Here is a 23,226-nt window from a genome sequence, read left to right as displayed (position 1 = left end):
GCAGCTTCTCCTTTTAATGGCTATGCAACCTAGTATAAGCCGCATTACGCACGAAGAATCAAAGCGAATAGATAAAATCATTGAGCTAATTCGTGATATCTGATCCCAAATAAAGCCTTCTCTTTCAATCAAATGGATTTCTGGTATCTTCATTTGGTTTTTCAAAACGGTTAACGGTTATTTTTGATACCGTCCGTGCCACGCTGGGTTATGAGTATTTAAGAGGTACCAATGGCAACTATTTCAGATGTATCACGTATCGCTGGCGTATCGAAAGCGACCGTCTCACGCGTGATCAATGGCACGGGTCCAGTCAAGCAAAGTACCAGAGAGCTGGTCGAAGCCGTCATGAAGGAACTCAAATACAAACCGAGCTCAGTGGCACAAGCCCTAGCGACGAAAAGCGGCAACAGTGTAGGATTAGTACTGTCTGACTTCACCGGAAGTTACTTTGGTATTCTACTTAAGCAAGCCTCCGACAGTTCGGAAAAAATGGGAAAGCAGCTTCTCATTGCCGATGGTCATAACATAGCAGAGCGAGAGCTCGCCGCCGTACATTCGCTGGTCGAAAAACGCTGCGATGTCATCGTGCTCTATAGCCGCATGCTTTCAACCGACCAGATCATCGCCCTCAATCGTTCGATTGACATCCCACTTATCAATTTAGGTCGCCAGCTTCCCGAAGAAGCCGGTTACTCGATCGCCTTTGACCAACAACATGCCATCGCTCTCGCGGTGGAGCATTTGATTGCTCAGGGCCATCAAAAGCTACTCTATCTAGGGCCAGAAGCGACCACTCCGACATCAATCTCCCGTAAAGAGGGCTTTTTCCAAACAACGAGTAAATATCCTCAATTAGACGGCAAAGTACACCATGAACCTTGCGCATTTGGTTTCGTCGAAGGCTATGAATCCACTAAGCGATTAATAGAACGCGGATTCTGCTGTACCGCTATTGTGGCTGGCGCAGATGATATCGCGATTGGGTGTATCAAGGCGATGAATGAGAAAGGTATTGCTGTGCCAGAGACTGTCTCCGTCATTGGTATCGATAACGATCCATGTAGCCCATTTATTACCCCTTCACTCACAACAGTCGATAACCCAATCCAAACGATGATGGCCAGAGCAATGGAAGTCGCACAGAGTTTGGTAGCTGGTCATCCTGCGCCGACAGCAGAAATGATCAAGGGCGAGCTCATCATCCGAGACTCAACCAAAACACTCAGCTAAAACACTGCAAACAGCCTTGCCAACCATTTAGGTTGGCAATACAAAGTCGCACAAAAATTAATCACTTTTGTGCGAAAACTCGACGCATATAACACCAATAAGTAAAAACCTTTCATTTCATGTGATTTTACAAACATAAGTGTAACCGGTTACAGAAACCGGTTACACTTTGCTATATAGTTTTTTCATTGGCTAACAACTGTGAGAAAACGAATATGAAGATTTTTTTATGCTGTGCTGCGGGCATGTCAACAAGCATGCTGGTGAATAAGATGGAACAGGCCGCTCAAGAGAAAGGCATAGAGTGTTCCATTTCCGCCCACTCTGTCGCTGAGTTTGAAGATTGCATTCAGCAAAACGATGTATGCCTCGTTGCCCCTCAAGTGAAGTTTAAATATGAGGAGTTCAAACAACGCGCCAACGAAATAGGGAAAGGGTGCGGACTTATCGACATGATGAACTACGGCATGCTCAAAGGGGATGTTGTATTAGATCAAGCGGTGTCGCTGTACAACACAAACCAAGGCGTGGAGGCTTAGTTCTATGGCTTTTTTCGATAAAGTGTTGGGCTTCGTCGAGAACTACGTCGCCCCTTTTGCTGGAACATTATCAGCCCAGCGTCACGTCAATGCGATCAAAGATGGCTTTGTCTCCACTATGCCGTTTCTGATCGTCGGCTCGCTTCTTTTAGTACTTGCCTTCCCACCTTCCGAGGGCAACGCGTTTTTTGATGGCTGGCATGCGCTAATAGAAATCATTGGCAAAGACAACATCATGGCCCCCTTTCAACTAAGTATGGGGATTTTTGCCCTATACGCCGCATTCGGTATTGGTTTCAGTCTTGCTGAGTCTTACAAGCTAAGAGCGATGAACACCGGCATGCTATCCATGTTCGCCTTCTTATTGTCGGTTGCGCCAATGGCCAACACCGATATAGGCAGCGCTCTGCCAGGCGCATTTTTGGGGGGGACTGGTGCCTTCACAGCAATATTATGTGGTTTGCTCGTCCCTGAAATGCAGCGATTACTCATCAAATATAACATTCGCATCAATATGCCAGACGCGGTGCCACCTAAAATTTCGGCCTCGTTTGATTTGCTGATTCCGATTGTTTTCATCTCGTTCATTGTGATGACAATCAACGTGTTCTTAGCCGGATACGACCTGCAAATACCCACCGCCATCATGCAACTATTCCAACCTTTAGTTGTAGCTTCAGATAGTTTTATTGCCTGTCTTCTTGCGGTTTTGATCGTACAAATACTGTGGTTTAGCGGCATTCACGGCGCATCAGTTGTGGGTGGCATCATTGGTCCTATGTTGCTGATAAACCTAGGCATGAATCAAGATGCTTTAGCCGCAGGTGAACCCTTACCGGCAATATTCATCAACCCTGTGATGGACTTTTTCATCTTTGTCGGTGGTGCAGGGGGAACATGGGGATTGGTAGTCTTAATGATGCGCTCGAAAGCCACTCAGTTAAAGACCATCGGTAAAATGTCGATCATTCCCGGTACATTCAACATCAATGAGCCAGTTATTTTTGGCACCCCGATCGTGATGAACCCGATTTATTTCATTCCTTGGCTACTTGCCCCAACGATTAACACATCCATCGTTTGGTTAGCGTTTAAAGCGGGCTTTGTATCCAAAATCATTGCCATTCCACCATGGACAATGCCGGCCCCGATCGGCGCAATCATCTCCACCAATTCTGGCACCGCAGCACTGGTTGTACTGAGCAGTGTCTGTGTAAGCGCTTTGGTGTTCTATCCCTTCCTGAAAGTGCATGAGAAACAACTACTCGCGGAAGAGAGAGCAAAACAATCAGCAGCCAATGGGACGAAAAAAGAAACCGTATTAGAACAAGGAGTTGCTTAATGACGACTGAAATTAACTCAAGTGATGACATTACAGAAGAGTTCTTGATGACTCTGTTATGTCAGGTTGGCGAAGCCCGCGCGGCATTTATGGATGCCATGCAAGCGGCACGACGTGGCGATTTCAAACAATCGCAATCTTTGATGAAAGCTGGGGATGATGCTCTGGTCGCGGTGCACAAATCCCAAACATCATTGATCGGTTTTGACCAAGGGGAAGGCAAGGTCACCATGACCCTAATACTCACCCACATTCAAGACCACATCATGACCACCATGCTATGCCGTGAAATGGCCGAAGAAATTTCGGTTATCCACCAAAAACTACAAAAGGTATTAGACAGTGAAAAAGCGCATATTTGATTACACTTCTGAAGATGTCCACAAAGCGACACGCGAACAGGTCGTGGAAAGCATTCGTCTTTCGGAAGGCCGCACCTTAATGGTTGAGAACGTGGTCGCCATTGCACCGCCGATTGATGTGGTCTCTGGTGCTGAAATTGCAGCGGCCTTTGGCGCGGATATGATCACACTCAACTGCCTAGATGTAATGGATCCAAAAATCCGCATTCTTTCTGACAATCCGGACGAGTCCATGTCGATTGCAGAAATTAAACGTGTCACCGGGCGCCTAATCGGCTGCAACCTGGAGCCCGTCCCAGCTGGAGCACCACACATCGACATTGGCCGTACTGTCACCCAACAAACCGTCGAAAGAGCCGTCGAGCTCGGCTTAGATTACGTGATGCTGACGGGCAACCCTGGCAACTGCGTGACACAAGAAACAATCTTAGACGCAATTTCTCTGGTACGCAGCGTATCGCAAGAGATCATCATCGTCGCAGGGAAGATGCACGCAGGTGGTGTCGGCAATGACTACAACCTCTCGATTGTGCCTGCCTTTGCCGAAGCTGGGGCAGATATCATGATGTTCCCAGCCCCCTACACCACACCGGGTGTAGACCCGCAACTGGCAAAAGCAATGATGGCGGCGGTACATAACAGCGGCATGCTGGGTATGCTGGCGATTGGCACCTCACAGGAAGGCGCAACCGAGTCCTACATTGAGCAAGTGGCGATTGCGTCAAAAGCGGCAGGTGCTGACATCGTCCACATTGGTGACGGCGGCTACAGTGGCATTGCTCCGCCGGAGAACATTCTGCACTTAGGCATCACACTCAGAGGTCGAAGACACCAATACAAGCGCATGGCAAACAGGCGCTAACACCATAACAACGTTGGCTAGTCAAAAGCGCACGGTTTATTCTGTGCGCTTTTTTTCGTTTCACCAACCATCTGCAGACAAACAAAAAGGCCTGGCGATAAAGCCAGGCCCTTTCCTAATGATTTACCAGCAATGTGCTGAATTTATTCAGCCTGAGTTTGACGGTTCGTAAAACCCAGTTTTTTCGCAATCCACGCCAATAGACCAAGCGTAATAAAGATCGCTAACATGTTTGAGCCCGCTTCTGGGTACTGCGCTTTGATAAACGCAGAGTGGCCAAACGCGCCAACAAAGAAGCAAGCTAGACCAACCAGAGGGATATCCTCAGAGACTGGCTTACTTAGGTATTCTTGGTAAAGTGCTTGTACAGCAAGGACTAAAGCAATTAGTGGAAAAATTGAGAAAGAAACTTCGCTCATGGTCAGCCATGACAACATAGCGTCACCACAGATACCAGCAACAACAGCCAGTACTAGCGTTTTCTTCTCAGAACCACGATTAACTTGGTTTGTTTCGTTCGACATTAATCTATCCCACCTTTTAATCGGTTACGTTCACGTTCTTTGCGATACCAATAGGCCCCTTTGGCTATCATTCGCAATTGCATAATTAGACGTTCCGCGAGTTCATCGCGTGCTCGTCTTTCTAAATCTAAGGCTTCCGCACCAGAGCTGAAAACCAGAGTGACGGATGCTTCTGCTTGTGTAAACGCTTCTTCACGTGTCATCCCTGTCCCGATCAGATATTCGGTTAATTCCGCTGCAAAGTGTTGAATCTCTCTCGCTACTGCCGCACGAAACTCAGCCGATGTGCCTGAGCGCTCGCGCAGTAATAATCGAAATACATTAGGACTACTTTCGATGAATTCCATAAAAGTTTCAACCGAAGTCCGAATCACACTGCCCTCTTTGACAATGCGTTGACGAGCCTGACGCATTAACTGACGAAGGAGCAAGCCACCCTCATCAACCATGGTTAGACCCAGTTCGTCCATATCTTTAAAATGCCGATAAAATGAAGTTGGCGCAATCCCCGCTTCGCGTGCGACTTCTCGCAAACTCAGATTTGAGAAACTTCTATCAGCGCTTAACTGACTGAATGCAGCGTCAATCAATGTACGACGCGTTTTCTCTTTCTGCTGTGCACGGATTCCCATGGATTTCATATCAACTTTTCTACTGCTTATATCGGTAGCCCTAAATATACAACGATTAGCTTAGGTAGATAACCTAAAAATGCCCAGCTGTGACTACCGATGGGCAATTAAACCGAGTTAGCGTCAATTTTCAATCTTTTCGATTCTAATTAGAGACACACAGCATACCCTTTATTGTAATTAGATGATTCTGCGTGATCCGTTCGACTCTCTAGTGTGGTTTCCATTTACCGCCTTGACAAATCAGTTAAAATCTCGCTAAAGCAATGTTAAGACTATATAACAAGGATAGAACTATGGCGGAGAGTAACCACTTTGATGTAATCGTTATTGGTAGTGGCCCCGGAGGTGAAGGGGCGGCAATGGGATTAACCAAAGCCGGTCTCAACGTCGCGATTGTAGAAAAGGAGAGCAGCGTTGGTGGCGGTTGTACCCACTGGGGCACCATCCCATCAAAAGCGCTACGCCATGCCGTTAGCCGCATCATCGAATTCAACAGTAACCCGCTTTTCTGCAATAACAACACCAGCATTCATTCGACCTTCTCCAATATTTTGGGCCATGCAAAATCGGTGATTGATAAGCAAACGCGTCTGCGTCAAGGATTTTACGATCGTAACCACTGCAGCATGATTTCTGGTATCGCGCGTTTCACCGATAAATACACCATCGCAGTGACCCAAAGTGACGGCACCGAAGAATTGTACAGTGCAGACCGTTTTGTCATCGCGACTGGTTCACGACCTTACCAACCGAGTGATGTTGATTTTCTTCACGAACGCATTTATGACAGTGATTCCATCCTGAGCTTAAAGCATGACCCTCGCCACATCATCATTTACGGTGCGGGCGTGATCGGCTGTGAATACGCGTCGATTTTCCGCGGATTGGGCGTTAAAACGGACTTAATCAACACCCGCGATCGCCTACTGTCTTTCCTTGATAACGAAGTGTCAGATGCCCTGTCCTACCACTTTTGGAACAGCGGCGTGGTGATTCGCAACGATGAAACGTACGAGAAAATCGAAGGGACCGAAGACGGCGTGGTTGTCCACCTGCAATCAGGCAAAAAAATGAAAGCAGACTGTTTGCTGTATGCCAACGGCCGTACAGGTAACACAGATAGGCTCAACCTTGCTGCAGTTGGCTTAGAGGCAGATTCTCGCGGCCAACTCAAAGTCGACACAAATTACCAAACCGAAGTCGACCACATTTACGCAGTGGGTGACGTGATTGGCTACCCTAGCCTAGCGAGTGCTGCCTATGACCAAGGCCGTTTTGTGGCTCAGGCCATTAACAAAGGACAGGCCGATGGTCGTTTAATTGAAGACATTCCAACGGGTATCTACACCATTCCGGAAATCAGCTCCGTAGGTAAAACCGAGCAAGAGCTCACCGCAGCCAAAGTGCCTTATGAAGTCGGTCGATCGTCGTTCAAACACCTAGCGCGCGCTCAGATTGCAGGTAAAGACATCGGCAGCTTGAAGATTTTGTTCCACCGTGAGACTAAAGAGATCCTCGGTATTCACTGCTTTGGGGAACGAGCGGCGGAAATCATCCACATCGGTCAGGCGATCATGGAGCAGAAAGGCGAAGCGAACACCATCGAGTACTTCGTCAATACCACCTTCAACTACCCAACCATGGCCGAGGCGTATCGTGTAGCGGCGTTGAATGGTTTAAACCGTTTGTTCTGATAAACAACCAATAAAAAAACCGCAGCCAACGTGCTGCGGTTTTTTGTTTCTTGCCAGAGTCTACTTAGTGAGATGTTTAGCGTGAAACGCTAGGTGCTCATCGATAAAACTCGAAATAAAGAAGTAGCTGTGGTCGTAACCCGGCTGCATTCTCAGTTCTAGATCCGAACCATGCACTTGCGCTGCAGCAAGGAGCTCTTCCGGTTTCAACTGTTCGACTAAGAAACCATCTGCGTCACCTTGGTCAACCAAGATAGGCAGCTCCGCTTTGGCTTGCTTGAGCAACTCACTTGCGTCGTACTGCTGCCAAGTGGCAAAGTCGCTGCCCAAATACGCATTAAAGGCCTTTTGTCCCCAAGGACACTGCATCGGGTTACAAATCGGGCTGAAGGCCGAAATCGAGCGATACGCCGAGGCATTTTTCAGACCAATGGTCAGCGCCCCATGTCCGCCCATGCTGTGGCCAGAAATTGACTTCAGCTCAGATACCGGGAAGTTGGCTTCAATCAGGGCAGGCAGCTCTTGTGTCACGTAATCGTACATATGGTAATGACTAGCCCAAGGCTGCTGAGTGGCATTGAGGTAAAAACCCGCCCCCTTACCTAAGTCATAGCCTTCATCGTCCGCGACATCATCTCCGCGCGGGCTGGTGTCGGGTGCAACAATCGCAATGCCAAGCTCTGCCGCTTTGCGGAACGCACTGGCTTTCTGCATGAAATTTTCATCGGTACACGTTAAACCCGATAGCCAATACACTACCGGTACTGGAGTCGACTTCGTCGCGTTTGGCGGTAAAAAAATCGCAAATCGCATATTGCAGTTCAGCGTGGCTGAGTCGTGCGTATATTGTTTATGCCAGCCACCAAAGACTTTAGCCTGGCTAACGTTTTCAATCGTCATAAGTTGTCCTTTGAAGGTCAATAATCAAATACAGATTTGGCTCCCATCAGGGAGCCAAAGCGAATTATTTATCCATATGAACAACCGTGCGGATGCTCTTACCTTCGTGCATTAGGTCAAACGCTTTATTCACGTCTTCTAAGCCCATGGTATGAGTAATGAACTCTTGCAGGCCAAACTCACCGGCCATGTAACGGTTCACAATTTCTGGCAATTCAGAACGACCTTTTACGCCGCCGAACGCGCTACCACGCCATACACGACCAGTAACCAGTTGGAATGGACGGGTTGAGATCTCTTGACCCGCACCCGCAACACCAATGATCACGGATTCGCCCCAGCCTTTATGACAGCACTCTAGAGCTTGACGCATCACGTTGACGTTACCAATACACTCGAATGAGTAATCCACACCGCCATCGGTCATCTCAACGATCACTTCTTGGATTGGCTTATCAAATTGCTGTGGGTTGATTACGTCTGTCGCGCCTAGCTGTTTCGCCAGGTCAAACTTGCTCTCATTGATATCAATACCAATGATGCGGCTCGCGCCAGCCATGCGTGCACCGATGATCGCAGACAGACCAATACCACCCAGACCGAAGATAGCAACCGTGTCGCCTTTTTCTACTTTCGCTGTATTCAGTACTGCGCCCATACCAGTTGTGACACCACAGCCCAACAGACACACTTCTTCAAGTGGCGCTTCTTTGTTGACTTTCGCTAGAGAGATTTCTGGCAGCACCGTGTACTCAGAGAAAGTCGAGCAACCCATGTAGTGGAAGATGGTTTCGCCATTAATGGAGAAACGGCTAGTGCCATCTGGCATCAGCCCTTTGCCTTGTGTTTCACGCACGGCCTGACAAAGGTTCGTTTTGCCTGATTTACAGAACTTACACTCACCACACTCCGCGGTGTAAAGGGGAATAACGTGGTCGCCGACTTCAACGCTGGTCACGCCTTCGCCGACCATTTCAACGATACCACCACCTTCGTGGCCAAGAATCGCAGGGAAGATACCTTCTGGATCATCACCAGATAGGGTGAAGGCATCTGTGTGACAAACGCCCGTCGCAACGATGCGCACTAACACTTCGCCTTTCTTCGGCAGTTCGACATCCACTTCTTCCATTTTTAGTGGTTCGCCAGCTGCCCATGCAACCGCTGCTTTAGACTTAATCGACTTTTGACCCGGTTTAATATCAAGTGCCATTGGATTTTCCTTTCAACGTAGGGAGAGAATAAGAGGCAGCTATTAGCTCAACGCCTTATCTAAGTTGGTATAAGCGTAGATGACGATTTCATTCGTCGCTGCGTCGTTTTGTTGGTACCCATTCTAGACACTTTCAAATAGATGATAATCCCACCAAATTGAAAATGATTTTTACATATACGTAATAATAAAGCCCGAGCGGTCAATGGGCTCGGGCTTTTTCTGTCACGGTTACGCTAAAAACTCATCTCGCCGCCATTGACAGTAAAACATAACGGCTAAGGTGGCCCCACGCATTGCCATAAAACTCAACATCGCCATCCACAACGCATGATTTCCCCACCCTGAGGCGGCATAAAACACGGCAAAGAAACTGCAAGTAGAAATAAACATGCCGTTGCGCATTTCTGTCCCTTTGGTCGCACCGATAAATATGCCATCAAACAAAAAGCACCACATGGACACCAAGGGCATCACCACTAACCAGGGTAAGTACACCAGTGCTATCTCATGTACCGTCGGGATATCAGTGATCAAACCGATCAAAGACGATCCAAATAAACCAAACAGTACCGTCAGTACAGCGCAGATCACCAGACTCCAAAAGAATGTCCCTAGTAAGGATTGGCTCAATTGTTCTCTATCTTTGGCACCGATCGCTTTACCTACCATGGCTTCCATGGCGTACGCAAATCCATCCATACCGTAGGAAATCATCATCAAAAAACTCATAAGTACCGCATTGGCTGCCACAATGTCATCACCAAAACTCGCGCCCTGAAAGGTCATAAAGGTAAATGCGGCTTGTAAGCAAAGTGAACGCAGGAAGATGTCTCGATTCAGTTTTACAAAGCGACTCAAACCATGAGTGGTGTCTTTGAGCAATACCAGAGGTGAAGGTAATTGACGCTGAATCCACGTACGCCATACACACCATAGCCCAAAGCTCATGCCTGTGTAGTCGGCAATCACTGAAGCCAGTGCCGCCCCTTCCACTTTCCAACCCAAGCCAATCACAAACAAGATATCGAGCGCAATATTGGTCGAGTTTGAGATGATCACCATCCACATCGGCGCTTTGGCATTTTGTGTGCCGAGCAACCAACCCAGCAAAACAAAGTTGATTAGCGCTGCAGGAGCACTCCAGACTCGAACAAAAAAGTACTGCTCACCAAAATGCTTCACCTGCTCACTGGCATCGCTGAAACTAAAAACCCAATTCGCCACAAACGGATGGAGCAAAAGAAATAACGCGGCAAAGCCAAGCGCCATAGTGATGCCCTGGGTCAGCACCAGACCAAGTTGACGGTTATTGTCGGAACCATAAGACTGCGCTGTTAATCCCGTGGTCGACATGCGTAAAAAGCCAAGCAGCCAAAAGGAAACGCTGATCATTGTACTGCCCAGCGCAACACCACCCAGATACCAAGCATGTTCAAGGTGACCGATCACCGCGGCGTCAACTAACCCAAGTAGAGGGACGGTAATATTAGATAGCACCATAGGTATCGCGAGCATGAGTACTCGCTTGTGCAGTGCTTTATCGGAAAGAGTTTGAATTATGTGCACGTAACCACTCACTTTTTAGACTGAGCGGCAAGTGTAACGGGATCACCAACGAAGCTGAACAACCACTGGCGTTAATCTGTTTTTAACAAGGTGAATCTTGGTTAACCAGCGTTGCCAGAACTTCCAGCGACCGCACTGTTGAGCTAACGGGGAATAGGCTTTTACCCATCTTGCCCAAGGCAGGTATCCTAATACAGCGTCGCCTGGCGCTTGATAACCGTGAGCATACTGACCTGATCCCATTTTCTGACCAAGCTTAGAGTAGGTTAAGTCCCCCGCGAGCACCAAACACGCACGTGCACTTTCAAAATGACAACCCAATGCCTGGACAAACTTCGCGACTTGTCGCTCATCGCAGTCCAACAGTGCGAGCTCACAAACAATCATCACTGGCGCTTTATCCGGTATTGGTAAGGCATTGAGCCAATCCAACTCATTCACGCTGCCACACATATGGTGATACCGCTCACTTCGGTGGAACAGCTTCTGTCGCCAAAGTAAGTTTTCGGTCACGTCCAACTCAAGCCAATTACAGCGGCCGTTATCCACACGATAGAAACGCGTATCGAGCCCCGCCCCTACGTTGATGATCCAACCATCGGGATTACGTTTGATAAATTGAGAAATTTGCTGATCACAAAGTTGGGTAAGCGTGACATGCAGCAGCTGCTTTTGGTCAATATCACCAGACAAGCATTCCGGTGCTAGATGGCAGCGCTGACAGGCATTGGCGGCAATTGGGTCGTAAACTAAGCCGTTGTCGACTAAGCTTTCTCGACTACGAAGCCACAATGGCTGCAATAGGTTCGCAGGGATCTGATAGCGATGTAGAGGAGTTTTAGGAGCAGCGACCATTATCATCTTCCTTCCGTAGCGATGGAGAAAGATGATAATGAATATCAATTACAACATCAAGATAAATGAGAACTTATCTCATGTACTGCTGCATCGCATGTGGGTTACATCCAGTCGGTATTACGGATAATACCGACAGCGAGCCCTTCGATAGTGAGGTGTTGGCAGGTCAAATCGACTTTAATCGGTTCAAACTCTTCATTCTCTGCATGAAGAAGTACCGTTGAGCCTTTGCGCTCTAAACGTTTTACCGTGACGTCATCTTCTACACGCGCCACCACCACTTGGCCATCACGAACGTCTTGTGTCTTATGTACTGCCAGTAAGTCACCATCCATGATGCCGATATCTTTCATACTTTCGCCATTAACACGCAGCAGAAAATCAGCCTGAGGTTTGAACATCGCGGGATCCACTTGATAGTGAGTTTCGACATGTTCTTGAGCCAAGATCGGCTCACCCGCTGCCACCTGACCAATAAGCGGCAGGCCTTGTTCATCATTGGCGGCGGTGTCTTCGAGTAAAATACGAATACCGCGTGAAGCACCTGGGATAATTTCAATCGCTTGCTTACGCGCAAGCGCTTTTAGGTGCTCTTCCGCTGCGTTGGCAGAACGGAAGCCTAATTCACGAGCAATCTCAGCGCGTGTCGGTGGCATACCTGTGTCATCAATTTTACTTTTGATCAGATCGAATACTTGTTGCTGGCGTGGCGTTAACGGCTTCATAAGTCACCTGTCTTTTTATACAGTTAACTGTGAGTATATCCAGTAATCAATAAAATGAAAAGACAATTGCTGCTTTTTTGAATAGCAGCCTGTTTATGCTAAAGAATTAAGATTTCTAGCCATACATAACCCGCCAGTAACATCGTGACCATCACAGCGGCTGAGCCTATGTCTTTGGCTCGGCCAGACAGCTCATGTTGCTCAGCTCCGATACGGTCAACAACCGCTTCTACGGCACTATTCACTAACTCGGCAAAAAGCACTAACACTACCACCGCGATCAACAAGATTCGCTCGATCTGAGTGACATCCATCAGCAGCGCCGCAGGGATCATGATAAACGCAAGTAACACCTCTTCTCTAAATGCAGGTTCATTTTGAAAAGTCGCCTTTAGCCCTTGGCAAGAGTAGCGCGTCGCATTGAGTACGCGTTTAAAACCATGGAGTGATTTTTTGGCCACAAAAATTCTCTTCTAAGTGTAAGGGGTGAGTAAAATCAGACTATATTGATGCATTCATAGTCAATTATAAGTAAAAGGTTCGACCAGTTTCTGATATCCTTGCAAACTAAAAATACCTGCTTGAGTTCCATCCTGTTTCCACTTTGAACGGGTGGGGCTTTCTGCTGTTTATCTATTTTGAGGCTCAGAAGCTTTATGTCTTCCGGACAATCATTTTCTAGTTCACTACTAAAACTGCCGTTATCAATGCTGGTGAAAGGGACCGCCATACCAGCCAACCCAATTGACGACCTTAGTATTGATATCAATAAGCCTATTATTTACGCGCTTCCATACCGTTCTAATGTTGATTTAGTGACGCTACAAAAACAGGTGGTCGAGTTGGGTTTACCAGACCCTTTTGAGCCTGTTGAAATCAATGGTAAATCTTTTAAACGCTTTGTCTTTACGACTTCTCGCGAAACTGTGATGCGTAACGACCAAGACGTACCAAGCGAGTCGATTTCGCTGTTCTCTGATCTACTAGAGTTACATAAATTCGATTCAGAGCTTGATGTGCAAGTGATTCCGACCACTGTACTTTGGGGCCGTAAACCCGGCAAAGAGAGTCAGAATAAGCCATACCTGCAATCACTTAATGGCCCACAGAAAGCCAAAGCGGTGATCCTTTCTGGCCGCGACTGCCTAGTACGCATTAGCCCTGTGGTATCACTGCGCTACATGGCCGATTCGCACGGCACCGATGCATCCATTGCCCACAAGTTAGCTCGTGTGGCACGTATTCACTTCTCGCGTCAAAAACTGGCCGCGTCTGGCCCTAACCTGCCAAGCCGTCAGGCATTGTTCAAGCGCTTAATGAAGTCCAAAGCGATTGAGAAAGTCATCGAGGATGAAGCGAAAGCTAAAAACATCTCTATCGATAAAGCGCGCAAAGAAGCGCACGACATCATGGATGAGATTGCCGCAGACTTCTCTTACTCGTTGGTCAAAAATGGCGATCGCCTGCTTGGTTGGCTTTGGAACCGTATCTATCAAGGCCTGAATATCAACAACGCGTCTACCGTGCGTAAATTGGCGCAAGACGGCCACGAGATTGTTTATGTACCGTGTCACCGCAGTCACATGGATTACTTACTGCTGTCGTACGTGCTGTACCATGAGGGGATGGTGCCACCGCACATCGCAGCGGGTATCAACCTGAATTTCTTCCCGGCAGGCCCAATTTTCCGTCGCGGCGGTGCGTTCTTTATTCGTCGTAGCTTTAAAGGCAATAAACTCTACTCAACCATTTTCCGCGAGTACCTGGCCGAGCTGTTCGCCAAAGGCTATTCGGTGGAATACTTCAGTGAAGGCGGTCGTTCGCGTACTGGTCGTTTGCTGCAAGCCAAAACCGGTATGCTGGCAATGACCATTCAAGCCATGCTGCGTGGCCTAAACCGCCCGGTCACGTTAGTACCTGTTTACATCGGTTACGAACACGTGATGGAAGTGAGCACTTACGCCAAAGAGCTACGCGGCAAACGTAAAGAGAAAGAGAACGCAGGCTTGGTTTTACGTACCATTCGTAAACTGCGTAACTTTGGCCAAGGCTACGTGAACTTTGGTGAACCGATTCCGCTTAACCAATACCTTAACGAACATGCGCCAGAGTGGACAAAAGACATCGACCCAATGGGCAGCAGCAAGCCACAATGGTTAAACCCAGTAGTCAACGGCTTAGCAACCAAGATGATGACGCACATCAACGATGCGGCGGCGACCAACGCATTGACGCTCTGCGCCACCGCTCTATTGGCTTCTCGTCAACGCGCGTTATCTCGTGACAGCTTAATCCACCAAATCGACTGCTACCTGTCACTGCTGAAAAACGTTCCGTACTCTTCGACCTACACGGTGCCAGAAGAAGATGCGGAGTCACTGGTAAAACACGCGGAATCGCTTGATAAGTTTGTGATTGAGTCAGACAGCATGGGTGAAATTGTGTCTCTTGATCGCAACCAGTCGATCTTGATGACTTACTACCGCAACAACATCATCCATTTATTGGCTCTGCCATCGCTGATCGCACAAATGTTAGTTCGCCACCAGCAGCTATCACTGGAGCAAATCAAAGCGAACGTGGCACTGGTCTATCCGTTCCTCAAACAAGAGTTATTCCTAAGTATTGAAGAAAGCCAATTAGGTGAACTGACGGAAGCCTACATCGAAGAGCTGGCTCATCAAGGCGCGGTGACAATTGATGACCAAGAAAACGTGGCAATCAATCAAGCCAATACTCAAGTACTGGTGTTACTAGGTCGCACCATTACAGAGACGTTGCAGCGTTATTCAATAGCACTGAATCTACTGGTGAGCAATCCAGAGCTGGGTAAATCGGACCTTGAGAAAAAGAGCCAAGATATTGCTCAACGCCTGGGTCGTTTACACGGTATCAACGCGCCGGAGTTTTTCGATAAAGGGGTATTCTCAGCCATGTTTACCACTTTGAAGCAACAAGCCTACCTGGATGTAGACGGCAATTGCGACACAGAGAAAAGCGCTAAACTCGCGAATCTGCTTTACTCAATGCTCTACCCAGAAGTGCGCTTGACCATTAAAGAAAGTATTTGTCAGGCAACCGAGCCAGAAGCTAAAAGCTAGATAGTAAAAAGGGCATCCACTGGATGCCCTTTTCATTGTTCGCTCAATCACATAAAAGCGATTAACAACCCGACCGAAATCACCATACCCACATAGTTGTTATTCAGGAAGGCTCTGAAACACAGCTCTCGCTCTCGATGTCGAATCAAGTGCTGCTGAAACACAAACAACGCCCCAGCAACCAACAAGCTCCAATAGTAACTTGCGCCCAACTCATACCACATACCCAAGTAAATCAGCATGGCTAATGTGACCAACTGCAGTGCACCGACAATCATTTTATCGAAGCGACCAAATAGGATGGCTGTCGATTTAATGCCGATTTTTAGGTCGTCATCGCGATCCACCATGGCGTACAGAGTATCGTAGGCAATCGTCCACAAGGCGTTCACCACAAACACAAACCACACCATCATCGGCAATTCATTCGATTGTGCCGCCCAAGCCATTGGGATGGCCCAGCTAAATGCGAGGCCGAGAAACAGCTGCGGCAGATGGGTAAAACGCTTCATAAACGGATAAATAAACGCTAACACCATACCGGCAAATGAAAGCTGGATGGTCAGGGTATTCATCGTGAGCACTAATAGAAACGAGGAAATACCCAGTACCAAAAATAGTGCCACAGCTTCTTTAGACGTCACTCTGCCCGATGGCAGCGGTCTTTGAGCGGTACGTTTTACATGTCCATCGACTTTTCGGTCAGCAAAATCGTTAATCACGCACCCAGCCGCGCGCATAAAGATAACCCCAAGAATGAACACCACCAACACTTTGAGATCTGGCATGCCTTCCGCTGCCAGAATCAACGCCCAAAACGTTGGCCATAACAAAAGCAAAGTACCAATTGGCTTATCCATTCTCATTAATTGCCAATAAGCGCGTGCTTTGTCAGCGTTCATTCATGTTCTCCTTTTGTATACATAGGCGCAGTCGGCAAAAACAGCTCTGCCACCAGCATGGGTTTGTGGTTCATCCATAGTCGCGAACGACGCGCCAGCATCTTACCGTCTGGGGTTTCAGCCCACCCCACCTGCAGCGCATCGCGTTTAACGTTATCAGTACTGAACACCGTCAGGCCCAGCGGAATGTCCCCTTGTTGAGACAAATCGTGCTGCTGATCTTGCATGGAAGATTGAGGGATCAAAGTTCGTCCGAGCACCCACGCTTCGCCATCACCTTTCAGGACGACTTTGCGCAACAGGCAAGATTCATACGCGAGCAGATCAATTTCTTGTGGATTCAACTTCTCCGCTTTAACGGTTTTGTTGTGCACCAGATCCACCGTCAGATCTTGGCAGTAAGATTTTAGTAATCGCGACAACGACCCTTGCTCTTTCGCCCATTGCTCTGCAATAAGGCTTGGAAAGATAAAGTCAGCGGGATCTTGCCAACGTACTTGGCGTAGCGCCGATAAATAAAGCGCAATCAATTGGTTCATATTAATATTCAATAAGTCGCTCTATCGTCGTACAATAAAGCTTCGATCTGAAGTGTTAACCACCCCATCGAGTACTTAACGCATTTTGATTACAAATAGATGCTCTATTGTAACAAGACTATGGCGATTCGAGTATCGTGATTGGAAGAAAGAAAAGTTATAAATATGATTAAACGTTACCTAGCCCAAATATTTGTCGTTTGGGCAATGTTGATTAGCCTTCCATCCGTCGCGTTAGCAGAGGAAGAGCAAGCCCCAAAACTGGCCTATTTCACTCTTGAACCGGATCTGACGACCAACTTTTACACCAAGGGCAAACAACTCCGCTATATCCAAGTGCGTATTGATGTCATGGTTGCCAATGAAACTGACCTCTCCATCATTGAATTGCATCAGCCTTTGATTCGAGATGCCGTGATTGAGCTGTTGGGACAGCAATCTGAAGATACCATCACCTCTCTTGCCGGCCGTGAAGACCTACGAAAAACACTGGTTGAAACACTTAACGCCGCGCTGCTACCCGAGACAGGCAAAACCGTAATAGCAGACTTGCTGTTTACTAAGTATCTCTATCAATAAATGATGAAATAAAAACAGCGGCCTTAGCCGCTGTTTTTATTTGTATTTTGCTTTACTGGCGTCCATCAGTCCAAGCAGCACACCTGAGAGTAACCCAACCAAATGCGCAGTGTTAGCGATCGCCATAAATGGTTGGATAAACCCAAGAACAAGCCACACCAGCATAAAACCGATAATCGGTTTGGGTAGGCTTAATCCCAATTGAGGCGCTTTGTACCCAAGCATCCACAAGTAGCCAACAAGAGCATAAACCACGCCAGATAAACCGCCGAAGTTAGCCCCTTCGACCCAAAATTGCCCCGCTCCCGAAAAGGCGGCTGACACAACAAACAGCTGCAGCAATTTTTTTGAACCCAAGCCTTGCTCGATGTCCCCACCGAGTTGCCACCACCAAAGTAGGTTGAACGCAATGTGCATCACAGAGAAGTGAAGCACAGCGTGGCTTAGCCAACGCCATAGCTGCCATTGTTGTTCCGCTACGGCAGGAAAATGCAAAGCAGAAAATACCGCCTCCCCAGCCCCGATTTGTAGCAAAGTGAAAATCACCACACAAACCGTCATCACCGCGAGAGTAAAGGGTCCAGCTTTGGCCTTAACCATCGACATCATACTTGGGGAGTGATAACTAAAATTGCTAGTACGGCTGTCTGCCATATCCCAAGAGGCGGCTTGGTACTTGGTTGCCATCGGATCGGCTAAAAAATGTTTTAGCTCGGCTTCCACCTCAACCTTGTGCTGCTCATCACTGAGCCAAAGGACAAACTGACCACCGCCCTCGGGCATCATTTGGATATCAATATGACGAGAGGCCATATAGTCAATAAACGCTTGCGCCATACGAGGATTCGATAACGTGATCAGTCTTACCATACATACATCCTAAGGGGTGTTAGATTCAATCGGCAACTCGGCTCTCTGCCAAGCTTCAAAACCACCATCTACACTATACACCTGCTCAAAGCCCTGGTTAACCAAATATTGAGCTGCCCCTTGGCTGCTAATGCCGTGGTAACACATCACCAAAACTGGCTGCTCAAACTCGACCTCATTCATAAAGCCCACAATCGAATCATTGGTTAAATGAAATGCGGATACCGGATGCGCCACGGCAAAAGATTGTGGGTCACGAATATCCACTAGGCGCGCTTCACCTTGCTCAAGTAGTGCCTGTGCGGCAGTAACATCGATGTGTTGAAACTGGTCCATTTACTGTCTCTCTAGTACTTCATTATTTGTCGGCATTGTAACCTATCCAGTGCTCACAAAGTACACGGGGTTAATAAGGTTATCCACGAGAGTTTACTTTTTCACCATCTGTGGATAATTTTGTGGATAGCGTTGATAAAGTGTTTTTAGAATAATGGATCCACTATATGTAGTGATGATCCTTATTTTTTTGTGTGTAAGAAAGAAAATATCCCCACGGGTCAATCCGCTTCAACGCCTTTATTTGCCCTGCTTTCTGACAGATAGCAAAGAAATTTGTCACAGACTTACCCACAGGCTATCGAACAAAATACGATCCAAGAACGCGTCCATAAATAACGAATATCTGATCACAAATAAAAAAGCCGAGATCTAATGATCTCGGCTTTTTTAAAATTCACACTGTTGTAGGTGTTTAGAAATCGCCTACCGCAGTTTTCAATTTCTTCATCGCGTTCTTTTCAAGCTGGCGAATACGCTCTGCAGACACACCGTACATTTCTGCTAACTCTTGAAGTGTGGCTTTGGTATCGTCCAACCAACGTGAGCGTACAATGTGCTGGCTGCGCTCATCCAAACTAGCAAGCGCCAAGCTTAAACGATTATTGGTGTGCGCTTCCCAGTTTGCTGCTTCAACGCTCTCTGCTAGGTCTGAAGATTTATCTTCTAAATAGAGCATCGGCGCAGTATAAGATGACGCAGAGTCATCATCATCACTAGGCATCTCAAACGTGGCATCTTGAGCCGCTAAGCGCGATTCCATTTCTCGCACTTCCGAAGGTTCAACACCCAACTCTTTCGCTACGGTTTCAACTTCACCATTGTTGAACCAGCCTAGACGCTTCTTAGACTTACGAAGATTAAAGAACAGTTTGCGCTGAGCTTTGGTGGTGGCAATTTTAACAATACGCCAGTTACGGAGTACGTACTCATGGATCTCCGCTTTGATCCAGTGAACTGCGAACGAGACAAGACGTACACCCACTTCTGGGTTAAAGCGTTTTACCGCCTTCATCAGGCCTATGTTGCCTTCTTGAACTAAATCGGCCATTGGTAGGCCGTAACCAGAATAACCACGAGCAACATGCACAACAAAACGTAAGTGCGACAGGATTAAACCTTTAGCAGCTTCAATTTCACCGTCGTAATGTAGTCTTTCGGCAAGTCCACGTTCCTCATCAGCGGTCAGCATCGGATAGCTGTTCACTGTGCGGATATAGCTGTCTAAGCTATCTTGTGTCACTACTGCCATTGGATACGCTTGGTTAGCCATTCAATTCCTCATCAATCTCTGATCTGGAGTATTTTTAACCCATCAATCTTGAACCTAAAATGAACAAGATTCAAGCTGGGGAAACAATTATGCATAAACACTTGGTTTAAACAATACGAAAGTAGACTCTAACGTCTACTTTTTACACTGATAAGACAAACGCCATTTAAACTGGTTCAATTTCTTTTAAATGACGCTGCGCCGATACTTTGGCTGCCAAGCAACCAAGGAACGTACCTAGCATCAGCAGCAGTAAGCTTTCATCCCAGTTAAGGCCTATTAACCTGAAGCGGCTATCATAAAGTAATGCCAGCTGCTCAACACTGTTATTAAGCAGAACTGTGATTACCGCTGTAACAACCCACGCAAACAGCGCACCTAATAACCCAAACCACATACCTGAATACAGGTAAGGTCGTAGAATAAAGCTATTGGTCGCGCCAATCAGCTTCATGGTTTGTATTTCATCTTTGTTTGCCAACACGTTAAAACGCAGCGTATTACCCACGATCAAAAATACCGAGCCGAGCATCAATACCGACAACGCAATCACAATGCCACCGACCAGATTTTTGATCGCGTCTAAGCGCGTAAGCCAATCTTCGTCCAAACGTACATCGGTAATGTCATCTTCTGCTCGGATTTTGGTGGCCAACTGTTTGATCGCTAACTTGTCTTCAGAGCTAGGCGTAATCACCAACACGCCTGGCAGCGCATAATCATCAAGCAGGGAAATCGCCTGCTCAAAACCCGAGTATTGGCTTAAATCATCCAGACCTTGTTGGGGAGAGATGTACTCAACCTTTGCAACTTCCGGCATGGTTTCAAGGTTATCTTTGATCACCATGATTCTGGCTTCGGGCGTTTGCTCCGCAATATAGCCACTAATTTGAGAGGGGCTGGTCACATGAGATGAAGCGACGGATATATTTTTGCCCAACAAATACAGCACCGACGGCATAGCCAATGCCATAGAAATCACTGCGAGCGTAAGAAGGTTACCGACAGGTCTTTGCATTAAAGCAACGAGTGACTCTTTAGCCTGTTTAAAATGAACTTTCAAAAAGCTATCTCGTTTAACGCGGTTTGAAGTGCGTGCCTGCGCCGCTTTTCGGTTGCGTGCCTTATTGGCCATAGTCTTGCACCTCACTCAAAAAGCCTTGGTTCAGCTCTAGATGACGATACTGTGGGCGAGTGTTTACTAACCCAATATCGTGCGTGGCTAAAAGGATAGTGACCCCTGCTCGATTAAATTCTTCAAACAAATTGAGGACTCGAGTCGACAGCTCAGGATCTAAGTTACCCGTTGGTTCGTCCGCCAATAATAACGTTGGGCGGTTCACCACCGCACGGGCTATCCCCACCCGTTGCTGCTCACCGCCAGACAGCTGGCTCGGCAAGCACTTCGCTTTATCCAGCAAACCGGTTTTATCCAGCGCAGCAGATACACGGCGTTTGATTTCGTTCTCAGAGATCGACTCAATACGCATGGGTAACGCCACATTGTCGAAAACTGAGCGATCCATCAGTAAACGATGGTCTTGAAACACGATCCCAATGTTGCGGCGCAAGAATGGAATATCTTTGCTTGGAATACGGGTAATATCGTGATCGTTAAAGCTAATTTTACCGTCGGTTGGACGTTCAATCGCGCAAATTAGCTTAAGTAGAGTACTTTTACCTGCACCCGAGTGGCCCCCTAGAAAGGCCATTTCACCGCGCCTGAGATGAAAATCCACTTTTTGCAGAGCCTGGCGACCGCCTCGGTACGCTTTACTTACTTGCTGAAACTTTATCACCCGTGATTCCTCTTACTGAGCCGCAATTAGTCTTCGCGGCTAAACAGTGCGTCAATAAACTCTTTCGTTTCAAATGGGCGTAGGTCATCGATACCTTCACCGACACCGATGTAACGAATCGGGATCTGGAATTGATCAGCAAGCGCAAAAATAACACCACCTTTTGCAGTACCATCCAGCTTCGTCAGCGTGATACCCGTCAGCGGAGCCACATCACTAAACAGTTTCGCCTGGCTGATGGCGTTCTGACCCGTACCGGCATCAAGCGTTAGCATAATTTCATGCGGGGCTGAATCATCGACCTTCTGCATAACACGTACGATCTTACGCAGCTCTTCCATCAGGTTCGATTTATTCTGCAAACGGCCTGCTGTATCAGCAATCACCACATCCACGCCTTTGGCTTTCGCCGATTCAATTGCATCGTAAATAACGGATGCGCTGTCTGCGCCAGTGTGCTGCGCAACCACAGGAACATTGTTGCGGTCACCCCACACTTGCAGCTGCTCTACTGCGGCCGCACGGAATGTATCGCCCGCTGCCAGCATCACAGACTTACCTTCCGCTTGGAACTGCTTGGCTAACTTACCAATAGTGGTGGTTTTACCCACACCGTTCACACCCACCATTAAAATTACGTATGGCGTTTTTGTTGTATCCACGACAAGCGGCTGCTCCACTTGAGATAAAATGTCCGCCATTTCATCTTTCAGCAGTGCATACAGTGCTTCGCCATCTTTGAGCTGCTGGCGAGAGGCTTTTTCGGTTAAGTTTTCGATGATTTTCAGCGTGGTATCCATGCCTACATCGGCAATCAGCAGCTGTTCTTCTAGCTCTTCAAATAAGTCATCGTCAATCTGCTTGCCTTTAAACAGGCCGAAGAAGCCTGCACCGATGTTGGCTTTAGTACGCGCAAGGCTGCGCTTTAAGCGGGCAAAAAAGCTTTCGGTTGGCTTTTCTTGCTCAACCACACGTGGTTCTGGGGTTGGCTCGGGTTGCGGCTCTTCCTCAACAACTTCTGCTTCTGCTTCTGCTTCTGCTTCTGCTTCTGCTTCTGCTAATTGAGTGTCTTGTTCTTGCTCAGTGTCTTCAACTGATTGCGCCTCTTCAGCGACCTCTTCTACCTGATTTTTATCTTTTTCTTCAACCGGTTGCTTGGCTTGGTCTTCATCACCAAAACCAAGCCAAGAAAGTAATCCGCGCTTCTTTTTTTCCGTCATCTGGGGCTATCCTAGATTTTCTTATATTGACTCTGACCCTTTTCTAATAGAAGTGTCCATGTTTAGAAAAGAGAAATGACAACAGAGTGAAAAGTTTCCTGCGTAATAACGATGGTATACACTCTGTCATCAACGAAATTTGGGCTGTACT

Annotated in this window: 24 protein-coding genes; 8 read left to right on the top strand and 16 right to left on the bottom strand. The window is 47.4% G+C overall.

Going from position 1 to position 23,226, the window contains the following annotated elements; genetic code table 11:
* Window positions 1-231: 231 nt before the first annotated feature.
* The 5 genes from VNE01S_RS16665 (at window position 232) to VNE01S_RS16645 (ending at window position 4,338) form a co-directional block, all read left to right on the top strand.
* Window positions 232-1,233, top strand: a complete 1,002-nt coding sequence (locus tag VNE01S_RS16665) for a LacI family DNA-binding transcriptional regulator (protein WP_053396821.1) — start codon at window positions 232-234, stop codon at window positions 1,231-1,233.
* A gap of 215 nt (window positions 1,234-1,448) precedes the next feature.
* Window positions 1,449-1,772 (top strand): PTS sugar transporter subunit IIB, encoded by a 324-nt coding sequence (locus tag VNE01S_RS16660; protein WP_053396822.1) that lies wholly within the window; start codon window positions 1,449-1,451, stop codon window positions 1,770-1,772.
* Between the two features lie 4 nt (window positions 1,773-1,776).
* On the top strand, window positions 1,777-3,114 hold the full coding sequence (locus VNE01S_RS16655; RefSeq protein ID WP_053396823.1) for a PTS sugar transporter subunit IIC: 1,338 nt from the start codon (window positions 1,777-1,779) through the stop codon (window positions 3,112-3,114).
* Window positions 3,114-3,476, top strand: a complete 363-nt coding sequence (locus VNE01S_RS16650; protein WP_053396824.1) for a PTS lactose/cellobiose transporter subunit IIA — start codon at window positions 3,114-3,116, stop codon at window positions 3,474-3,476. Before VNE01S_RS16655 ends, VNE01S_RS16650 begins: the two co-directional genes overlap by 1 nt.
* Window positions 3,457-4,338: a DUF7916 family protein gene (locus VNE01S_RS16645; protein ID WP_053396825.1), complete on the top strand. Its 882-nt coding sequence runs from the start codon at window positions 3,457-3,459 to the stop codon at window positions 4,336-4,338. The genes VNE01S_RS16650 and VNE01S_RS16645 overlap by 20 nt, the downstream gene beginning before the upstream one ends.
* Before the next feature lie 143 nt (window positions 4,339-4,481).
* On the opposite strand, the gene VNE01S_RS16640 is transcribed toward VNE01S_RS16645, so the two are convergent.
* Together VNE01S_RS16640 and fabR are read right to left on the bottom strand one after the other, a co-directional pair.
* Window positions 4,482-4,862, bottom strand: a complete 381-nt coding sequence (locus VNE01S_RS16640) for a YijD family membrane protein (RefSeq protein WP_053396826.1) — start codon at window positions 4,860-4,862, stop codon at window positions 4,482-4,484.
* Window positions 4,862-5,503 (bottom strand): HTH-type transcriptional repressor FabR, encoded by a 642-nt coding sequence (gene fabR, locus VNE01S_RS16635; protein ID WP_053396827.1) that lies wholly within the window; start codon window positions 5,501-5,503, stop codon window positions 4,862-4,864. The genes VNE01S_RS16640 and fabR overlap by 1 nt, the downstream gene beginning before the upstream one ends.
* A gap of 257 nt (window positions 5,504-5,760) precedes the next feature.
* On the opposite strand from fabR, the gene sthA reads away from it, so the two are divergent.
* Window positions 5,761-7,191 carry a Si-specific NAD(P)(+) transhydrogenase gene (gene sthA, locus VNE01S_RS16630; protein WP_082331719.1) on the top strand — a complete coding sequence of 477 codons (1,431 nt, stop codon included), beginning with the start codon at window positions 5,761-5,763 and terminating at the stop codon, window positions 7,189-7,191.
* A 60-nt stretch (window positions 7,192-7,251) separates the two neighbouring features.
* Here sthA and fghA read toward each other — a convergent pair whose 3' ends face one another.
* The 6 genes from fghA to VNE01S_RS16600 all read right to left on the bottom strand — a co-directional run bounded on the left by fghA (window position 7,252) and on the right by VNE01S_RS16600 (window position 12,917).
* Window positions 7,252-8,091, bottom strand: coding sequence for an S-formylglutathione hydrolase (gene fghA, locus VNE01S_RS16625; protein WP_053396829.1), 840 nt, complete (start codon window positions 8,089-8,091; stop codon window positions 7,252-7,254).
* Between the two features lie 64 nt (window positions 8,092-8,155).
* Window positions 8,156-9,304 carry an S-(hydroxymethyl)glutathione dehydrogenase/class III alcohol dehydrogenase gene (locus VNE01S_RS16620; protein ID WP_053396830.1) on the bottom strand — a complete coding sequence of 383 codons (1,149 nt, stop codon included), beginning with the start codon at window positions 9,302-9,304 and terminating at the stop codon, window positions 8,156-8,158.
* 231 nt (window positions 9,305-9,535) lie between these two features.
* Window positions 9,536-10,873 (bottom strand): MATE family efflux transporter DinF, encoded by a 1,338-nt coding sequence (gene dinF / locus VNE01S_RS16615; RefSeq protein WP_053396831.1) that lies wholly within the window; start codon window positions 10,871-10,873, stop codon window positions 9,536-9,538.
* A gap of 42 nt (window positions 10,874-10,915) precedes the next feature.
* Window positions 10,916-11,728, bottom strand: a complete 813-nt coding sequence (locus VNE01S_RS16610) for a class I SAM-dependent methyltransferase (RefSeq protein ID WP_156309904.1) — start codon at window positions 11,726-11,728, stop codon at window positions 10,916-10,918.
* Between the two features lie 104 nt (window positions 11,729-11,832).
* The gene (gene lexA, locus VNE01S_RS16605; RefSeq protein ID WP_053396833.1) at window positions 11,833-12,456 is read right to left on the bottom strand and encodes a transcriptional repressor LexA; all 624 of its coding nucleotides are present in this window, start codon (window positions 12,454-12,456) and stop codon (window positions 11,833-11,835) included.
* Between the two features lie 98 nt (window positions 12,457-12,554).
* Window positions 12,555-12,917, bottom strand: a complete 363-nt coding sequence (locus tag VNE01S_RS16600) for a diacylglycerol kinase (RefSeq protein WP_053396834.1) — start codon at window positions 12,915-12,917, stop codon at window positions 12,555-12,557.
* Window positions 12,918-13,112: 195 nt separating this feature from the next.
* Here VNE01S_RS16600 and plsB point away from each other — a divergent pair, with 195 nt between their 5' ends.
* Window positions 13,113-15,557, top strand: coding sequence for a glycerol-3-phosphate 1-O-acyltransferase PlsB (gene plsB / locus VNE01S_RS16595; protein ID WP_053396835.1), 2,445 nt, complete (start codon window positions 13,113-13,115; stop codon window positions 15,555-15,557).
* A gap of 47 nt (window positions 15,558-15,604) precedes the next feature.
* Here the strand turns inward: plsB and ubiA are convergent, their stop codons facing one another.
* Both ubiA and VNE01S_RS16585 read right to left on the bottom strand, forming a co-directional pair.
* Entirely contained in the window at window positions 15,605-16,459 is an 855-nt protein-coding gene (gene ubiA, locus VNE01S_RS16590; RefSeq protein ID WP_053396836.1) for a 4-hydroxybenzoate octaprenyltransferase, read from the bottom strand.
* The gene (locus VNE01S_RS16585) at window positions 16,456-16,998 is read right to left on the bottom strand and encodes a chorismate lyase (RefSeq protein ID WP_053396837.1); all 543 of its coding nucleotides are present in this window, start codon (window positions 16,996-16,998) and stop codon (window positions 16,456-16,458) included. Before VNE01S_RS16585 ends, ubiA begins: the two co-directional genes overlap by 4 nt.
* Window positions 16,999-17,163: 165 nt before the next feature.
* Here VNE01S_RS16585 and VNE01S_RS16580 point away from each other — a divergent pair, with 165 nt between their 5' ends.
* Window positions 17,164-17,577, top strand: a complete 414-nt coding sequence (locus VNE01S_RS16580) for a flagellar basal body-associated protein FliL (protein WP_053396838.1) — start codon at window positions 17,164-17,166, stop codon at window positions 17,575-17,577.
* Between the two features lie 36 nt (window positions 17,578-17,613).
* Here VNE01S_RS16580 and glpG read toward each other — a convergent pair whose 3' ends face one another.
* The 6 genes from glpG to ftsY form a co-directional block, all read right to left on the bottom strand.
* On the bottom strand, window positions 17,614-18,447 hold the full coding sequence (gene glpG, locus VNE01S_RS16575; RefSeq protein WP_053396839.1) for a rhomboid family intramembrane serine protease GlpG: 834 nt from the start codon (window positions 18,445-18,447) through the stop codon (window positions 17,614-17,616).
* A gap of 9 nt (window positions 18,448-18,456) precedes the next feature.
* Complete coding sequence (gene glpE / locus VNE01S_RS16570) at window positions 18,457-18,783, bottom strand: thiosulfate sulfurtransferase GlpE (protein ID WP_053396840.1); 327 nt, start codon at window positions 18,781-18,783, stop codon at window positions 18,457-18,459.
* A 415-nt stretch (window positions 18,784-19,198) separates the two neighbouring features.
* Window positions 19,199-20,056, bottom strand: coding sequence for an RNA polymerase sigma factor RpoH (rpoH, locus tag VNE01S_RS16565; RefSeq protein WP_053396841.1), 858 nt, complete (start codon window positions 20,054-20,056; stop codon window positions 19,199-19,201).
* 166 nt (window positions 20,057-20,222) lie between these two features.
* Window positions 20,223-21,191 (bottom strand): permease-like cell division protein FtsX, encoded by a 969-nt coding sequence (gene ftsX, locus VNE01S_RS16560; protein ID WP_053396842.1) that lies wholly within the window; start codon window positions 21,189-21,191, stop codon window positions 20,223-20,225.
* Window positions 21,181-21,855, bottom strand: coding sequence for a cell division ATP-binding protein FtsE (ftsE, locus tag VNE01S_RS16555; protein ID WP_053396843.1), 675 nt, complete (start codon window positions 21,853-21,855; stop codon window positions 21,181-21,183). The genes ftsX and ftsE overlap by 11 nt, the downstream gene beginning before the upstream one ends.
* A 26-nt stretch (window positions 21,856-21,881) precedes the next feature.
* Window positions 21,882-23,075, bottom strand: a complete 1,194-nt coding sequence (gene ftsY, locus VNE01S_RS16550) for a signal recognition particle-docking protein FtsY (protein WP_053396844.1) — start codon at window positions 23,073-23,075, stop codon at window positions 21,882-21,884.
* Window positions 23,076-23,226: the final 151 nt, after the last annotated feature.

The organism is Vibrio nereis NBRC 15637, from assembly GCF_001591105.1.
Taxonomy (GTDB): Bacteria; Pseudomonadota; Gammaproteobacteria; order Enterobacterales; family Vibrionaceae; genus Vibrio; species Vibrio nereis.
This window is presented reverse-complemented; position numbering and strand designations above follow the sequence as displayed.

Excerpts from the sequence above, each read along its gene's own strand:
- VNE01S_RS16665 (WP_053396821.1), top strand. The coding sequence starts at position 232 with ATGGCAACTATTTCAGATGTATCACGTATCGCTGGCGTATCGAAAGCG.
- VNE01S_RS16660 (WP_053396822.1), top strand. The coding sequence starts at position 1,449 with ATGAAGATTTTTTTATGCTGTGCTGCGGGCATGTCAACAAGCATGCTG.
- VNE01S_RS16655 (WP_053396823.1), top strand. The coding sequence starts at position 1,777 with ATGGCTTTTTTCGATAAAGTGTTGGGCTTCGTCGAGAACTACGTCGCC.
- VNE01S_RS16650 (WP_053396824.1), top strand. The coding sequence starts at position 3,114 with ATGACGACTGAAATTAACTCAAGTGATGACATTACAGAAGAGTTCTTG.
- VNE01S_RS16640 (WP_053396826.1), bottom strand. The coding sequence starts at position 4,862 with ATGTCGAACGAAACAAACCAAGTTAATCGTGGTTCTGAGAAGAAAACG.
- fabR (WP_053396827.1), bottom strand. The coding sequence starts at position 5,503 with ATGAAATCCATGGGAATCCGTGCACAGCAGAAAGAGAAAACGCGTCGT.
- sthA (WP_082331719.1), top strand. The coding sequence starts at position 5,761 with ATGTTAAGACTATATAACAAGGATAGAACTATGGCGGAGAGTAACCAC.
- fghA (WP_053396829.1), bottom strand. The coding sequence starts at position 8,091 with ATGACGATTGAAAACGTTAGCCAGGCTAAAGTCTTTGGTGGCTGGCAT.
- VNE01S_RS16620 (WP_053396830.1), bottom strand. The coding sequence starts at position 9,304 with ATGGCACTTGATATTAAACCGGGTCAAAAGTCGATTAAGTCTAAAGCA.
- VNE01S_RS16610 (WP_156309904.1), bottom strand. The coding sequence starts at position 11,728 with ATGGTCGCTGCTCCTAAAACTCCTCTACATCGCTATCAGATCCCTGCG.
- lexA (WP_053396833.1), bottom strand. The coding sequence starts at position 12,456 with ATGAAGCCGTTAACGCCACGCCAGCAACAAGTATTCGATCTGATCAAA.
- plsB (WP_053396835.1), top strand. The coding sequence starts at position 13,113 with ATGTCTTCCGGACAATCATTTTCTAGTTCACTACTAAAACTGCCGTTA.
- ubiA (WP_053396836.1), bottom strand. The coding sequence starts at position 16,459 with ATGAACGCTGACAAAGCACGCGCTTATTGGCAATTAATGAGAATGGAT.
- VNE01S_RS16585 (WP_053396837.1), bottom strand. The coding sequence starts at position 16,998 with ATGAACCAATTGATTGCGCTTTATTTATCGGCGCTACGCCAAGTACGT.
- VNE01S_RS16580 (WP_053396838.1), top strand. The coding sequence starts at position 17,164 with ATGATTAAACGTTACCTAGCCCAAATATTTGTCGTTTGGGCAATGTTG.
- glpG (WP_053396839.1), bottom strand. The coding sequence starts at position 18,447 with ATGGTAAGACTGATCACGTTATCGAATCCTCGTATGGCGCAAGCGTTT.
- glpE (WP_053396840.1), bottom strand. The coding sequence starts at position 18,783 with ATGGACCAGTTTCAACACATCGATGTTACTGCCGCACAGGCACTACTT.
- rpoH (WP_053396841.1), bottom strand. The coding sequence starts at position 20,056 with ATGGCTAACCAAGCGTATCCAATGGCAGTAGTGACACAAGATAGCTTA.
- ftsX (WP_053396842.1), bottom strand. The coding sequence starts at position 21,191 with ATGGCCAATAAGGCACGCAACCGAAAAGCGGCGCAGGCACGCACTTCA.
- ftsY (WP_053396844.1), bottom strand. The coding sequence starts at position 23,075 with ATGACGGAAAAAAAGAAGCGCGGATTACTTTCTTGGCTTGGTTTTGGT.